Source organism: Nitrospiraceae bacterium (genome assembly GCA_019637075.1).
GTDB lineage: Bacteria > Nitrospirota > Nitrospiria > Nitrospirales > Nitrospiraceae > JAHBWI01.
Genome location: JAHBWI010000003.1, coordinates 285,837 through 299,986 on the forward strand (window position 1 = coordinate 285,837; position 14,150 = coordinate 299,986).

A 14,150-nucleotide genomic window follows, 5' to 3' on the forward strand; every position below is an offset into this window, starting at 1 on the left:
TTCAGCGACTCACCTATCACACTCTCCCATCACGATGTCATAGGTTCCGAAGATCGTGATGATATCCGAAATCAGGTAGCCTCGCGCCATGTGATCGAAGGCGCCCATATGAATGAACGACGGGGCACGGATTTTCAAGCGATAAGGTCTTGGACTGCCGTCGCTGACCAGAAAAAATCCCAACTCTCCTTTCGGCGCCTCCGTGCCACAGTAGGTCTCGGCTTTCGGCGGCTTGAATCCCTGGGTGAAGATGATGAAGTGGTGGATCAAGCTCTCCATGTCACGCATAACCTTCGCCTTCGGGGGCGGGATCACTTGCGGGACGTCGGCCATGATCGGACCTTCGGGAAGCTGATCCAGACACTGGCGGATAATACGGGCGCTCTGCCGCATTTCCTCCATCCGCACCCAGTACCGGTCATAGGTGTCGCCGCGCTTGCCGACCGGGACTTCCCAGTCCACCTTGTCATAGACACCGTAGGGTTCGTACTTGCGAACGTCGTAGTCCACACCCGAACCGCGCAGAGTTGGGCCGGTCAAGCCGAAGTTGATGGCGTCTTCGGCGGAGATCACCGCTACGTCTTTGGTGCGTCCCACCCAGATGCGGTTGGACATGAGCAACTGGTCGTACTCGCATACCTTGTCCGGGAACGTCTGGAGAAACGCTTTCAGGCGCGCAACTAAGTCGGGCGTGAAATCGCTGTCGACGCCGCCGATGCGGTAATAGTTCAGGGTGAGGCGGGCGCCGCAGAGTTTCTCGAACATGTCGAGCAAGATCTCCCGTTCGCGGAAGGTCCAGAAGAAGACCGTCATGGCGCCGATATCGAGCGCCTGGGTGCCCAGCCAGAACAGGTGTCCGATGATGCGCTGCATCTCGGCGACGATCGTTCTCACGTACTCCGCCCGCTCCGGGACCTTGATATCGAGCAGCTTTTCGACCGCCCGCACATAGGCGTAGTTGTTGGCCATCGCGCAGACGTAGTCGAGCCGGTCGGTGTGGGGGATGACCTGCATGTAGTGGAGGCCTTCGGCGAGCTTTTCGACGCCGCGATGCAGATAGCCCAGGTCAGGCGTCGCCTTCACGATCCGTTCGCCGTCCAGTTCGAGGACCACGCGCAAGACGCCGTGCGTGCTCGGATGTTGCGGCCCCATGTTCAGCAGCAATTCTTCCCGCCGACGGTTTTCGCCGGTCGTGGGGGCTAAGAATGCCTGCTTGTCCTTGTCGGAGATCTCGCCTTCTTCCGCGTGCTCGGCCGGCGGCTCGTCCAGCCGGGGAATGAAGGGGAATGTACTTCGCCAGCCTCGACCTTCGGTGGGAAAGTCCTTCCGGAGCGGATGGCCCTCTTCGTAGTCTTCCGGCAACAGAATCCGGCGGAGGTCCGGGTGGCCGGTGAAGGTGATGCCCATGAGGTCGTAAACCTCGCGCTCCATGAACTCGGCGCCCTTCCAGATGCCGGTGACTGAGGCGATTGCGGGGGCATCCTCGGTGACGCGGGCCTTCAGGCGGATCCGCCGGCGGTGAGGAAGTGACAGAAGTTGATAGACCACTTCAAACCGTTCCGGATGATCCGGGTAGTCGACCGAGCAGATGTCCGTGATGTGATCGAAGGCCGCCTCCGGCGTATCGTGCAGCCACCGCGCAATCTCGACGATCCGTGGGGCCGCAACACGCACCGATACCTCGTTGCGCGCCGCATCCACCTCGGCGTCTCGAATCGCGTCGGGGAAGGTGGTCATCAATCGTTCGATCAGGGACTTCATTGTCAGCGGTGAATCTCGTGACCCGTCACGGTGTTACCGGACGAAAACCTTTTCGCGCTGGATCTTTTCCTGCAACTTCAACAGCCCGTCCAGCAGAGCCTCCGGCCGCGGCGGACAACCGGGGATGTACACATCTACCGGCACGATCTGATCGACGCCCTGGACCACCGCATAACTGTTGTAGTGGTTGCCGGAGGTCGCGCAGGATCCCATCGAAATCACGTAGCGCGGCTCCGCCATCTGGTCGTAAATGCGACGGATGACCGGCGCCATCTTGCGGGTCACGGTGCCGGCGACGATCATCAAATCGGATTGCCGGGGTGAGGCGCGAAACACGCCGGCGCCGAAGCGGTCGATGTCGTACCGGGACGACACGCTGGCGATCATTTCGATGGCGCAGCAGGCGAGTCCGAACGTCATCGGCCACAAGGACGATTTGCGAGCCCAGCAGACGAACGCATCCAAGTTCGTCGTCAACACATTCGCGTCAAGCTGTCTTTCCAAAAAGCTCATAGGGCATATCTCGTCGTTCGTGAAGTATCGTCCGCTACAAGCGGGGGTAGACCTCCACGTTTCTTATCTTTCAGGTGCCACAGGAGACACTGGTGGATTGTTGGTCAATCCCATTCCAACGCTCCCTTTTTCCATGCGTACCAGAATCCCACCACCAAAATGGCGATGAACAGGGCCATCTCAACCAAGCCCACTAACCCCAGTTTCTTGAAGGCAACGGCCCAGGGAAACATGAATACGATCTCGATGTCGAAAATCACAAAGAGCATCGCGATGATGTAGTAGCGCATCGGAAACTGCACGCGGGCGTCGGAGAACAGCGGGCTGCCGCTTTCATACGGCGCGAGCTTGGCTCGATACGGACGGCTGGGCCGTACGATACGCCCGATCAGCAACTGAACCGCGCCGAATGCAAACGCGATCACGATGAAGATCAGGATCGGAATGTAATTCAGCGGCGCAGCTTCGTTACCCATGCACAACCTGTGAAGCGTAAGGCGTGAGACATGAATCGTTGACGAGCATTGGTCGTTCGTTCCTGTTAAGCGGCAGAGCGTGCGGCCAAAATCGAACCGAAAAACGGCTGGAACTTCAGCCCATCCAACTCGGGCTTCGGCATGCCCGTGTGCTGGACGAGGATCTTGAACGTGCGCCCCATGCCGTCAGGTCGCAGCAGCTGAATGGCGGCAAAAAATTCCGGTGATTCCGGTGGCAGCGATTCGAGCATCTGTTCCATGCCCAAGCCGATCAGGAAGCTCATCTGGTTCGTAAAACCGGTGACCTCCAAGCCGGCGCGAGCGCCGATGCGGGCCAAGGCCGTGAAATCCACGTGTGCGGTCATGTCCTGGTACCCGACGCGGTCGAAGGCATCCTCCGTGGTCGTCTGGCTGTAGTAGCAGAGGAATGTGCCTTGTTTACGCTCCGGGCCATAGAGGTCGTCGGCGGTGTGGCCATAGTCGATGGTCAGGACGACCCCCCGATCCATGACCTGCGCAACTTGCGTCATCCAGTCGAGCGCCGCCAGATTAATTTCGGTCCGATAGCCATCGGGCAAACTGATCTGTCCGTCCCGCAAATAGGCCGACAATGCATCCGACATGGGGCGATAGGTCTCGACGAATCGTCCGTCCCGGTAGTCAACCCACAGTTCCTGTGGGCGCCCGTCGAGCACTGCCAAGCGGTGAACCGGGAACGCATCCACAAGCTCGTTCGAGAAGAACAGTCCGGTCACGCTCTGCTGCGGTAGGTCCGCAAGGCGGTCGATCCATGCCACTTGACCGGCTTCGCCAAGCCAAGGGGCCAGGTTCTGCTGTTGTTGGGTGCGCATGGATGCGCTGCGTTCGATCAGCACATACCGTAGACGATCCCTGAAACCGGCCGGCGCGTGGGCACAGGCCGCCAGGAAATCGCGGGCAAGCAACCCCTTGCCTGGTCCCATTTCCACGACCGTGAACGGATTCGGATGGCCAAGGGCTTCGTCGAGTTGCCAGGCCTGTTTGGCCAGAGCCTGACCGAGAATCGGATGCACATCAGAACTCGTATAGAAATCGCCGGACCAGCCTATGCGTTCTTTCGATGCTTCGACAGGGCGAACATAGTACCCGAACTGTGGATGGTAGAGGGCGAGCTCCATGAATCTGGCGAACGGAATGGGGCCGTTCGCGGCGATTTCCGCGGTGATTTCAGTCAATAACTGCGGATGCCCAGCGCTCAAAGTGACACCACCCTTGTCGGAATTCGAGCTGTGTCTTGGCATGCTCTCCAAGAAGCCGCTCTCCTACCGTATTCTCTAGGGAAAAGAGGGGGTTAGATTAGCCGCTGGGTTGCGGGCAAGTCAAGGCGAAAAGACCCGGATGGGGAGGTGGTGGAGGCAACTCCGTGCTCGCAGGCTCCCCGACAAGATCAATAGAATCCTAAGGTAGTCGTCGGCGGTCGGCCGATGCGTGCACCGGAGTGTTCCCACCCCCACCCGCTAAGAAAAAATGAAGAAAATGGCGCCCGGTCGCCACCCCACGAGCATCATTCTTTGTTTGAAAGGGAACAGTTTTATTGGGGGTGGTGGGATGATGCGCGCACGAGGAGTCTTCCATCACCCACCATCCCGTGAGGAGTCCGATCAGACGAGGTGAGTGAGAAGAGGGGGAAGTAAGAGCCGGTTGCGGGAGGCGGCGGAGGGGGGCGACTTGTTCGCCGTTGCACCGACAGCCTTCTCTCAGCAAGGCTTTGTCAAAGCTAAAGGAAGGGCCAGACCACTCAACAGCCAGCTAGCACTTCCAAGGGCGATGTGGATCAGCGGTCGGTTGGCCAGATGAATCATCGTTGTTGAGTTTTGATTCGAGGCCGACCGTCTGGTCCGATAGAGCGAGAGTAGATAGGTCAGCGGATAGGTGAGGCTGAGTAAGAAGTAGAGTAGGGTAAAAATTCGTTCGATGCTCCCCAGATGCCCTAGCCCGATGACGGCGATGAAGGCGGTTGTCTGAAAATGGGAGATCCAAAAGAGAAGAGCGATGGCTCCCAAGATTCGCCACCCCCATATCAATGGGCGGATATTCGTGATCGTTGTCACAGGTGGAGGTGTTTGGGTGGTGAGCGCGAATACCATGTAGCTGAGGACGCCAAAACCCAAGGCCATTCCCAAGCCTCGGAAGAAACCGGCAGCCGGGGACGGCACCAGAATCCAGGAATGAACATCTGCTGCAGCGGGCCAAAATGGGGAGCAATCTTTGATCCACATGGAGAAAACTACTGCTGTGAGCAGGTAGATCGGATACTGAAACCAGTTTCTATCGGTGAATGCACCGATGGTTGCAGCGGTGGCAAGTGCGATCGACACAACCGGAACGAACAGCAAGTTCAATAGGTAGTGAGTGAATGAGAGCCCATGAGTTATCGAGAACAGGATTTCGGATCGCAGGATGACTTCTATGGTCATGCAATAGAGCCCATAGGCTCCAATCCATACCGCGATATATTTACTGCTCAATGGCGCCAACGAAAGCCAGCCTAAGAATGGGGGAGCGTCTTCACGTGATGCGTTCGGCCAACCGCACGGATTGTTGTGTTCTACTCCGCCATTCTAAATTGATATTCGACGGTGTCACGCGTTTCCGGTGAACTCGCTCCTTTGGAAGGCGTTGCCGCCGATGCTTGTCGCACCGTGCGGCACACCGGAGCACTTGTTCGACGTGGTGGTCCAGCTGAATCGCGGTGAGGTGAACGAGATATCACCATGAATCATGTCGGCGTCTTGCGGGGAGAAGATCGTCGCCGACGGCTCTCGCATGAGATGAGAAGAGTCCGGGACAGTGAGTCCTGTACCCCGACGAGGGTAGAAGTCCCGCCCTTTGTCGCCAGCGTCCTAGCTAAAAAGCGGAACGTTTTTCACTGAACAGAAATGCTCAGGCGGGAGGCGTTTGTCGGCTAGTGGTCACGCCCCGTGGCACTTTTTGTATTTCTTGCCTGAACCGCAGGGACAGGGATCGTTCCTGCCGACTCGGTCGGCCGGACGTTGTGCTGCCTGAGGAGCAGGCTCGTCGCTGCGGTTGAAGACCATCTGTGGTGGCGGTGTCGGTTCCGGTTCAGCGGGCGGCGGTTGTTCGCCCTTCACGGCCTGCACACGGAACAGCCGCTCCAGGACGTCAGACTTGATCCGGTCCATCATGGACGAGAACATATCGAAGCCTTCGCGTTTGTACTCGATCAGGGGATCTTTCTGCCCGTAGCCGCGCAGGCCGATGCCGTCGCGCAGGTGATCCATACCGAGGAGATGGTCCTTCCAGTGATGGTCGATCACTTGGAGAAGCAGCATCTTTTCGAGATAGCGCATCAGCTCGGTGCCGAGTTCCTGTTCCTTTTGTTCGTAGGTCTGGTGGACGTGCTTGTGGATGTCTTCGATGACGGCGTCGCGGCCTACGTCCTTGAAGTGTTCGGCGACCGTGCCGGAGCCGTTCGTGATGTCGATGTTGAACTGTCCTTGGAGGGCCTCGCCGAGGCCGTTGAAGTCCCACTCTTCCGAATACTGGTCGGCCGGGCAATAGGTGTCGACCATCGCGGTGACCACATCCCGCGTCATGTCGTGAATGTCTTCCTGGATGTGCTCGCCGGCCAGTACGGCATGGCGGTGCTGATAGATGACCTCGCGCTGCTTGTTCATGACGTCGTCGTATTCGAGCAGCTGTTTGCGAATTTCGAAGTTGTGGGCTTCGACCTTTTTCTGGGCGTTGGCGATTGCGCGAGTCACCATCCCATGTTCGATCGGCACGCCTTCCTCCATGCCCAGCTTGAGCATGAGTTGTGAGACGCGCTCCGAGGCGAAGATCCGCATCAGGTCATCTTCCAGCGAAAGATAAAAGCGGGAAGAGCCCGGGTCGCCTTGGCGGCCGGCGCGGCCGCGGAGCTGGTTGTCGATCCGGCGGCTTTCGTGGCGCTCGGTACCGAGGATGTGCAATCCTCCGAGCGTCACCACTTCGGCCTTGTCTTTTTCGCATTCAGCCTTGATCTGATCGAAAATCTGCTGTTTCCGTTCTTCGGTCAACGTTTCGTCCTGATACAGTACCCGCTTGAACAGGAAGTCGGCATTGCCGCCGAGCAGGATGTCGGTGCCGCGGCCCGCCATGTTCGTCGCGATCGTGACGGCGCCTTTTCGGCCGGCCTGGGCGACGATCTCGGCTTCCTTTTCGTGGAACTTGGCATTGAGCACGTTGTGCTTGATGCCATGACGGCTTAGGAACCCCGCCAAACGTTCCGATTTTTCGATCGAGATAGTGCCCACCAGGACCGGTTGGCCGCGTTCGTGACAGTCCTTGATATCCTCGACGATCGCGTTGAATTTTTCCTTTTCGGTCCGATAGACCACGTCGGCATAATCCTTACGGACCATGCTCCGATTAGTCGGGACGACGTTGACGTCGAGGTTGTAGATCTTGGCGAATTCGCCCGCTTCTGTGTCGGCGGTACCGGTCATCCCCGCGAGCTTCTTGTACATGCGGAAGTAGTTCTGGAAAGTCACCGATGCGAGGGTTTGGTTCTCGTTGGCGATCTTAACGCCTTCCTTGGCCTCGACGGCCTGGTGCAGCCCGTCGCTCCAGCGGCGTCCCGGCATCAACCGGCCGGTGAACTCGTCGACGATGATGACTTCGCCGTCCTTGACGACATAATCGACGTCGCGCTTGTAGAGAGCATAGGCCTGGAGCGCCTTGACGACGTGATGGACCAGGTCCATGTGCTTCAAATCGTAGAGGTTGTCGACGCCCAGCAGCTTTTCAACCCGGATGTTGCCGTCCTCGGTCAGCGAAGCAGTCTTCGTCTTTTCCTCGATCGTATAGTCTTGTTCGACTTTCAACTGCGGGATGATCGCGTTGATCCGGTAGTAGAGGTCCGTGGTCTGGTCGGTCGGGCCGGAGATGATCAGCGGGGTTCGCGCTTCGTCGATCAGGATGCTGTCGACTTCGTCGACGATGGCGAAGTTGAGCGGCCGCTGCACGCATTGGCTCAAGTCGCTGACGATCAGATTGTCGCGAAGGTAATCGAATCCATATTCGTTGTTGGTCCCGTAGGTGATGTCGGCGCGATAGGCCTCCTGTCTGCTACAGGGGCGAAGGCTGAGGAGCCGCTTGTCCGCCGCTTCGTACGTCGGGTCGAATAGAAACGACGCATCATGCTGAATCACGCCGACGGACAGGCCCAGCGCATGGTAGATCTGCGCCATCCACTGCGCATCGCGCTTGGCCAAGTAATCGTTGACGGTGACGAGGTGTGCGCCCTTCCCTTCCAGGGCATTGAGATACATCGGGAGGGTGGCGACCAGCGTTTTTCCTTCACCGGTTTTCATTTCGGCGATCCGGCCCTTGTGCAGGATCATGCCGCCGATGAGCTGGACGTCGAAGTGCCGCATGTTGAGCCTGCGGCGGGACATCTCGCGGCAGACGGCGAAGGCTTCGGGCAGAATATCGTCGAGCGTCTCACCGGCTTCCAGTCGCTTCTTGAACTCTTGTGTCTTGTCGGCCAGGGCATGGTCTGAGAGCGGCGTGAGCGACGATTCGAGCCCGTTGATTTGATCGACGATGGGCCGCAAGGCCTTGATCTCGCGATCGTTTTTGCTGCCGAAAATGATATTGAGGACCTGGGTCAGCATAGCGACACACCGTAACCCAGCCGGCGCATGACTCGGCAGGGCATCAAACGTTTAGCGGCGAAGTATACAGGAATCATTGCGGGAATCCTACCGAAGATACGCCAGGACTCTCAACCGCTTTAGTCCAGTCTTGAGATTTGGTCTGCGTTGATTTCATCTCACTCCCATCATATAGTGCGGGCACTCACGCGCGCATGGTTCGATAATTTCGAAGGAGTGATGGAGGTCCATGCGGAGCCGCTTCCCGAACTCCACCATTGTTTTCTTGGCCCTTACGCTGGCCGGACTCGGTTCGTTCACACTTCTCCCTATGGCCCACGCTGCGCAGACCGCGGCGGTGGACCAGGCTAGGCGCAGTTACGATAAGGCGGTGGCGCTGTTTCGCGAAGGCGATGCCGACGGCGCGATCGACGCCCTGAAGAAATCTCTCGGGCAGAACCCCCGCCAAGCGGATGCCTATCATCTCCTTGGGCTGGTCTATTTCAAAGGGAAGCGCAATCCCGACGAGGCCGTCCAGGCCTTCAAACAATCGCTGAAATTGAATGCCCGGTCGGCGGAGGTGCTGAACGACCTCGCAGACGTCTACCTTGCGGAGGGGAAGTCGGCCGATGCGGAAGCGGTGCTGAACAAGGTATTGGAGGTGGCGCCGGGTAACGAGGAAGCCTATCTCGATCTGGCGCGGTTGTATGAAGACCGCCATGATCGCGAACATGCCATTAATATGTATCTGTCGCTGCTGCGGGTCCACCCCGACCACAGCGACGCGCTCTATCACTTGGCCAATCTCTACGACAACCAAGGTGATGCCAAGCGGGCCCGCGAACAGCTCTCGCGGCTTACCCAAGCCAACCCCCGCCATGCCGATGCGTGGTATCTGCTTGGTCGGTTCGCCGAGCGAGGGAATGATTTGAACGGGGCTGCGGCGGCATTCAAACAGGCCATTGCCGTCAAGCCGGACTTTGTGGATGCGCACTACAATCTCGCGTTTGTATTAAGGAGCCAAGGGTTGTTGCCGGAAGCGGAACGGGAATTGTTGGAAGTAGTCCGCTACCGTCCGGAATACGCCGAGGCGCATCTGAATCTGGGCATGGTTTACACGATATTGAACCGGCTCGACGAGGCTGAGCGGGAGTACGAACGGGCCGTGTCCCTGAAGCCGAACTCCCTCGAAGCCCATTACAACCTCGGTGTGTTCTATGAGCTGCACCGGAAGGATCAGGTCAAGGCGTTGGCCCAGTACCGGCGGTATCGCGACCTGGGCGGCAAGGATGAGCGAGTTGAGCGGATCGTGGGGCTAGGCGGGCCATAGGGCATCAATCGCATTGACCCTGCCGGCCGCCGTTTGGTACTATTCCGACCCTGATCCCGGAAGTTGAGAATGGCATGGCCCTCTCCCTGAAATCGGTCGCTTGTGCGGTGCTCGGCGCAGTCATCATCCTGATCGCCGCGACCACCGGTTCGGCTGTCGCCCACGAATTACAGCATGCCACGCACCATACCGCCGGTATGCACGGGTCGGGACTCTGTGCCTGGATGTGCGCGACGACCGCCGCGGATACCGCAGGGCCCGCGCACCACTTCCAGATCTTCGCCATCCTTGAGCAGCTGTCCATGCTCACGGACCTTGCTGCATCCGATCAGATCTTTACCTCCAGCGCACCCCGCGCGCCGCCAGTCTCCCGCTAATCTCGTCATCCGCAGCGAGTGCATTGTCAGCCGTCCTTTCATGAAGGGCTGCTGAGGTCCATACAGGCCTCGACCACCCTCTTAGAGGGTATCGCGAGGCGAGAGCTCCATCAGATACACCAGCGATATCGGGCCTGGGACCAGGGTGCACCTCTACTTTATTTTCGAGGGACTGATTAGGGCGAGGATCATGCGGAACCAGATGGATACCAATAATCGTGTCGTCCGGAGGTGCCTCCGGTTTGTGGCCTGTTTCGGAGCGGCACTTAGCTTTTTGTCGACGATGGCAGGCCCAAGCGTGGCCGCAGAGTCGAAAGGCGACAAATCATTCCAGGCCATCGTGACGGATGCGCAGGGGGTGGAAACAGAATTGAAGAACGTCATCTTCTATTGGGAAGAGAAGATGAGCGAAACGTCATTTGTTCCCCACGAACTGCGGCACCTCCCTGCCAAGCGCGGGACGGCCACGGTCAATATTAAATTCGAGCAGATCAAGCAGATCGACGTGAAAAGCGGTGCCGACAAGAATACGCCGGCGATGACCGTGACCCTGGCCAATGGCAAGAATGGCGAATTCACACCGGCCGTTGCCGGCAGCCTCAAGGGCGAGTCCGATTTCGGCCAATTTGAGGTGCCGGTCGGAACCGTGTCGAAGATCGTTTTCAAGTAGCGGCGTGTAAGGAAGTGGAAGGTAGCACGGACGTGAATCACGCGACGATGCAGGACCGGTGGCAGTCTAGGCAAAGTGCCACAGGCTGGGGCGCTTCCCTTGCGTTCCACGCCTGTTTGGTTCTGTCTGCCCTGGCGCTCACGCCGCGTATGACCGTGGTGCCGCAGGAACCCTTCAAATGGGACGTGGCCCTGGTTGAGCCGCCCCGCGAGGTGGCTCGTGAGGAACCACCGCCTCCGCCGCAGGTTCAGCCGCCGACACCCCCGACACCGCCTAAGCCAAAGAAGGCAGCGCCAGTGCAGGCCGTCGAGCCTCCTCCTCAAGTCGTGACCAGACAGGTCGAGACTAGGGAGGTCGCGCAGCCCGTGCAACGCGTGGCTGAACCGATGCAGCGGGCCGTCGAACCTGTTCAGCGCGTGGAGCCGGTGAAGGAAGTCATTCAGGCTGAGATCAAGCCGGTCGAACCTCAGGAAATCAAGAGGCCGGAGCCGGTCGTGCAGGCCGTCGTGCCTGCTCCCGTAGAGCGTGAGGCTACTCCGGTGGTGGAACAAGCCGTTGCGTATCAGGCGGCACCGGCGGTTGAGACTCATGAGGCGCCGGCAATCGTGACGAGCGAGCCGGTTGTAGAAACCCGTGAAGCTCCGACGGTCGTGGCGGCTCCACCAGTGGTCGAAACTCACGCCGAGCCTGTCGCAGTGGCGCAATCTCCGGCGCCTTCCGCCGAGCAGGCACCCGAAGCGCCTCCCGTGGTGGCGAGTGTCACGGCTTCGGCCGAGCCGGTCGCAGCCCCGCCTGTTGCCGCCGAACCGGTGGCGGCTCAGTCCCCGGCCATGCACGAACCGGCACCGGCGCAACAGCAGGAGCACCAAGTCGTCGCGCGCGCGGTACCGCCCAAGTCTACGCCGTCCAAGTCAGATTATGCCTGGCTGGCAGAATCGCTCCATCGGCGCATCATTGAGCTGCGGCACTATCCCAAGACCGCCCGACTGAACGGATGGGAAGGGAAAGTCGTGCTCCGGGTCACGCTGAAGCGTGACGGACATCTCGAGGACGTGCAGGTCGTGAAGAGTTCCGGGTACGAGGCGTTGGACAGCGCCGCTATAGAAGCCGTGCGGCGGGCTTGCCCGTTGCACATGAAGCAGGACGTCGTGACCCCGACGGTCGTGGTGCAAGTGCCGATCAGCTACAACTTGGGGAATTGATCGTAACCGTCACAATCGGGAGCCTGCGATGAACACATCGGTTGCCAGTCGATACAGCGGCAAGCTCTTGCTGGTCACTCTTTTTGCTCTGGCGCTCGCCGGCACGGCGTGGGCCATGGGGACTCGTCCCCCGGCGGCAGGCATGCCGGCAACCGGATTTTCTCTGACGGATCTTAACGGCAAGGCCCATAGTCTGGAGCAATACAAGGGCAAGGTCGTGTTGCTGAATTTTTGGGCGACATGGTGCAAGCCCTGCACGACCGAGATGCCTGCGATGCAGGCTGCCTACGATCAACTGCGCGACAAGGGATTTGTCGTGTTGGCGGTGAACGAACTCGAAGATGAGGCGAAGGTGCGCGAGCACATCGCCACCTACAAGCACACGTTCCCGGTGTTGTTGGATCGCCAGAACCAAGTGGCCAATCAGTACGGCGTATTTGGTCTTCCCGTCAGTGTGTTCATCGATCAGCAAGGTGTGGTGCAGGAATACATCAAAGGCGGGCTGCTGACGGAGCGCAAGATCCAGGAGATTGTTGCTCGCATCCAGTCCGAAACCCTTAAGACGGCGGCACTTCGCTGAACTAGGATGTCCGGTCCGATTCGCATCATAACGGGTATTGCGGTAGTGCTGCTTTTTCTGGCGCTCCAAGTCGGTGCGCCGCTGCATGCGATGGAGCATGCTGCTCAGCATACCCACCACGAAGCCGCTTCCCACTCTACGACCGAGTGCTCCGTGATGTGCGCGGCAGGTCAGGTGCTGAACGGCTCTGAAGAGCCGGTGCTCGAGCCGCTACGCGCCGTGACGTCGGCCGATCAAGTCGCCCAGTCGGTTGCGACCCGTCTCTTGCCCTCAAGACTCTCTTCGCGCGGCCCTCCCGCGATGCAATTCAATTAAGCGCCTCATTGTGCGGATCGCAGGCACGTATTCTCGTCGCCCTTTCATGCGCGGCAGGGTGCGGTGCATGCACGATTGGCCCGACGTGGTGATTCCATAGAACAATCCAAGGCAGTGGGCCGGTTGGTCTTTCACGAAGACGGCGCAGGAAAAAGGAGTCGGTCAATGGCGTACGGTTGGAGAAAAAGTGCAGCGGCAGTCGTGCTTGGGGCAGTGACGGTATTGGCTGGCAACCAGCCTCAGGCGGAGGCGTCCTGCGGAGCGGTCTCCTGTTTTGTCGTGATCGGGTCGCAGCAGCAGGTCCCGCAGGCCGGTGTGCTCACGGTGAACGGGATCTACAACTATACGCCGATGCGAGTGTTGAACGGCACGTCCGGTATCATTCCCGGTGTGGACCAGGCCAATCGCCAAATGATCCTCGATCACCATCAGGAAACGCGCACGATCACGCAGCAGGCGACCTTGGATGTGAACTACGGCATCACCGAGCGATTGGGATTGCAGATCACGTTGCCTTACGTGTGGCGGACGCACCAACACATCGACGGGATCGGCGAGGATGGGCTCAACGGCGAGGGCGCGCCGACCAAGTTTTCAACGGACGGGATCGGCGACATTCGGGTCGGCCTCAAGTACAACGTGCTCCCGACCCTGCGCAGCATGGTGGTCTTCGGCTTCGGGGTGTATCTGCCGACCGGCGCGACAGGCGCGCATGACGATGCCGGAACCCGTATGGAATCCCCGGCTCAGCTGGGACGCGGGCAAGTCGGGATCAACCCGACAATTTATCAGTCGTACGAACTCATTCCTCACCGACTCAACCAGTTCCTTTCCGCGAGCTATCGGCACACCTTTCGGAACAACGACGGCTATCAATTCGGCGACGAGTACATACTCAATGCCGGGTTGAATGTGGTCACCACGCCGTGGCTGGTGCTGACCGGTCAGGTCAATTACCGCTATTTGGTGCATGACAACTTCAGTTCCTCGCTGCTTCGCTCGGCGACACCGGCGGATGCTCCGGATTTCCCCGGTGAACCGGTGCTGCTGGATCCGACGATCCGCAGTCGGGCAGTGCCGACGACCGGCTCCACCTACCATGCGTTCTCGCCCGGATTTCAGATCGACCTGGGGCAGCTCGTGCAGTCGAGTGTGACCAACATGGCTTCGGTGTATTTTTACGCGCAAATTCCCTTTGCTCGGGATTCCAACAACAGTTTGGCGCAGGGGACCAGTTTCGTGTTCGGCTTGACGAAGTCGTTCCAGCTGATTTCCGCGGGAAGCTAGAGG

Annotated in this window: 13 protein-coding genes; 7 read left to right on the forward strand and 6 right to left on the reverse strand. The window is 59.1% G+C overall.

The window, feature by feature from the left end:
- Positions 1–9 precede the first annotated feature (9 nt).
- The 6 genes from nuoD to secA form a co-directional block, all read right to left on the reverse strand.
- On the reverse strand, positions 10–1,761 hold the full coding sequence (gene nuoD / locus KF814_09465; GenBank protein MBX3236369.1) for an NADH dehydrogenase (quinone) subunit D: 1,752 nt from the start codon (positions 1,759–1,761) through the stop codon (positions 10–12).
- 33 nt (positions 1,762–1,794) lie between these two features.
- The gene (locus KF814_09470) at positions 1,795–2,274 is read right to left on the reverse strand and encodes an NADH-quinone oxidoreductase subunit B (protein ID MBX3236370.1); all 480 of its coding nucleotides are present in this window, start codon (positions 2,272–2,274) and stop codon (positions 1,795–1,797) included.
- A gap of 104 nt (positions 2,275–2,378) precedes the next feature.
- Positions 2,379–2,750 (reverse strand): NADH-quinone oxidoreductase subunit A, encoded by a 372-nt coding sequence (gene ndhC, locus KF814_09475; protein MBX3236371.1) that lies wholly within the window; start codon positions 2,748–2,750, stop codon positions 2,379–2,381.
- 65 nt (positions 2,751–2,815) lie between these two features.
- On the reverse strand, positions 2,816–4,030 hold the full coding sequence (locus KF814_09480) for an SAM-dependent methyltransferase (GenBank protein ID MBX3236372.1): 1,215 nt from the start codon (positions 4,028–4,030) through the stop codon (positions 2,816–2,818).
- Positions 4,031–4,486: 456 nt separating this feature from the next.
- Positions 4,487–5,206, reverse strand: coding sequence for a hypothetical protein (locus KF814_09485; GenBank protein ID MBX3236373.1), 720 nt, complete (start codon positions 5,204–5,206; stop codon positions 4,487–4,489).
- Between the two features lie 495 nt (positions 5,207–5,701).
- On the reverse strand, positions 5,702–8,407 hold the full coding sequence (secA, locus tag KF814_09490; GenBank protein ID MBX3236374.1) for a preprotein translocase subunit SecA: 2,706 nt from the start codon (positions 8,405–8,407) through the stop codon (positions 5,702–5,704).
- Between the two features lie 229 nt (positions 8,408–8,636).
- Between secA and KF814_09495 the strand changes: the two genes are divergently transcribed.
- The 7 genes from KF814_09495 (at position 8,637) to KF814_09525 (ending at position 14,147) form a co-directional block, all read left to right on the forward strand.
- Positions 8,637–9,716 (forward strand): tetratricopeptide repeat protein, encoded by a 1,080-nt coding sequence (locus tag KF814_09495; protein MBX3236375.1) that lies wholly within the window; start codon positions 8,637–8,639, stop codon positions 9,714–9,716.
- A gap of 74 nt (positions 9,717–9,790) precedes the next feature.
- Complete coding sequence (locus KF814_09500; protein ID MBX3236376.1) at positions 9,791–10,093, forward strand: hypothetical protein; 303 nt, start codon at positions 9,791–9,793, stop codon at positions 10,091–10,093.
- 190 nt (positions 10,094–10,283) lie between these two features.
- Positions 10,284–10,763, forward strand: a complete 480-nt coding sequence (locus KF814_09505; protein ID MBX3236377.1) for a hypothetical protein — start codon at positions 10,284–10,286, stop codon at positions 10,761–10,763.
- Positions 10,764–10,795: 32 nt separating this feature from the next.
- Positions 10,796–11,965 carry a TonB family protein gene (locus KF814_09510; protein ID MBX3236378.1) on the forward strand — a complete coding sequence of 390 codons (1,170 nt, stop codon included), beginning with the start codon at positions 10,796–10,798 and terminating at the stop codon, positions 11,963–11,965.
- Positions 11,966–11,993: 28 nt separating this feature from the next.
- Positions 11,994–12,545, forward strand: a complete 552-nt coding sequence (locus KF814_09515; GenBank protein ID MBX3236379.1) for a redoxin domain-containing protein — start codon at positions 11,994–11,996, stop codon at positions 12,543–12,545.
- 6 nt (positions 12,546–12,551) lie between these two features.
- Complete coding sequence (locus KF814_09520) at positions 12,552–12,860, forward strand: hypothetical protein (protein MBX3236380.1); 309 nt, start codon at positions 12,552–12,554, stop codon at positions 12,858–12,860.
- Between the two features lie 165 nt (positions 12,861–13,025).
- The gene (locus KF814_09525) at positions 13,026–14,147 is read left to right on the forward strand and encodes a transporter (protein ID MBX3236381.1); all 1,122 of its coding nucleotides are present in this window, start codon (positions 13,026–13,028) and stop codon (positions 14,145–14,147) included.
- Positions 14,148–14,150: the final 3 nt, after the last annotated feature.

What these genes read in the sequence shown, in the direction of transcription:
- nuoD (MBX3236369.1), bottom strand. Translation starts at nt 1,761, where the DNA reads ATGAAGTCCCTGATCGAACGATTGATGACCACCTTCCCCGACGCGATT.
- KF814_09470 (MBX3236370.1), bottom strand. Translation starts at nt 2,274, where the DNA reads ATGAGCTTTTTGGAAAGACAGCTTGACGCGAATGTGTTGACGACGAAC.
- ndhC (MBX3236371.1), bottom strand. Translation starts at nt 2,750, where the DNA reads ATGGGTAACGAAGCTGCGCCGCTGAATTACATTCCGATCCTGATCTTC.
- KF814_09480 (MBX3236372.1), bottom strand. Translation starts at nt 4,030, where the DNA reads ATGCCAAGACACAGCTCGAATTCCGACAAGGGTGGTGTCACTTTGAGC.
- KF814_09485 (MBX3236373.1), bottom strand. Translation starts at nt 5,206, where the DNA reads ATGACCATAGAAGTCATCCTGCGATCCGAAATCCTGTTCTCGATAACT.
- secA (MBX3236374.1), bottom strand. Translation starts at nt 8,407, where the DNA reads ATGCTGACCCAGGTCCTCAATATCATTTTCGGCAGCAAAAACGATCGC.
- KF814_09495 (MBX3236375.1), top strand. Translation starts at nt 8,637, where the DNA reads ATGCGGAGCCGCTTCCCGAACTCCACCATTGTTTTCTTGGCCCTTACG.
- KF814_09500 (MBX3236376.1), top strand. Translation starts at nt 9,791, where the DNA reads ATGGCCCTCTCCCTGAAATCGGTCGCTTGTGCGGTGCTCGGCGCAGTC.
- KF814_09505 (MBX3236377.1), top strand. Translation starts at nt 10,284, where the DNA reads ATGCGGAACCAGATGGATACCAATAATCGTGTCGTCCGGAGGTGCCTC.
- KF814_09515 (MBX3236379.1), top strand. Translation starts at nt 11,994, where the DNA reads ATGAACACATCGGTTGCCAGTCGATACAGCGGCAAGCTCTTGCTGGTC.
- KF814_09520 (MBX3236380.1), top strand. Translation starts at nt 12,552, where the DNA reads ATGTCCGGTCCGATTCGCATCATAACGGGTATTGCGGTAGTGCTGCTT.
- KF814_09525 (MBX3236381.1), top strand. Translation starts at nt 13,026, where the DNA reads ATGGCGTACGGTTGGAGAAAAAGTGCAGCGGCAGTCGTGCTTGGGGCA.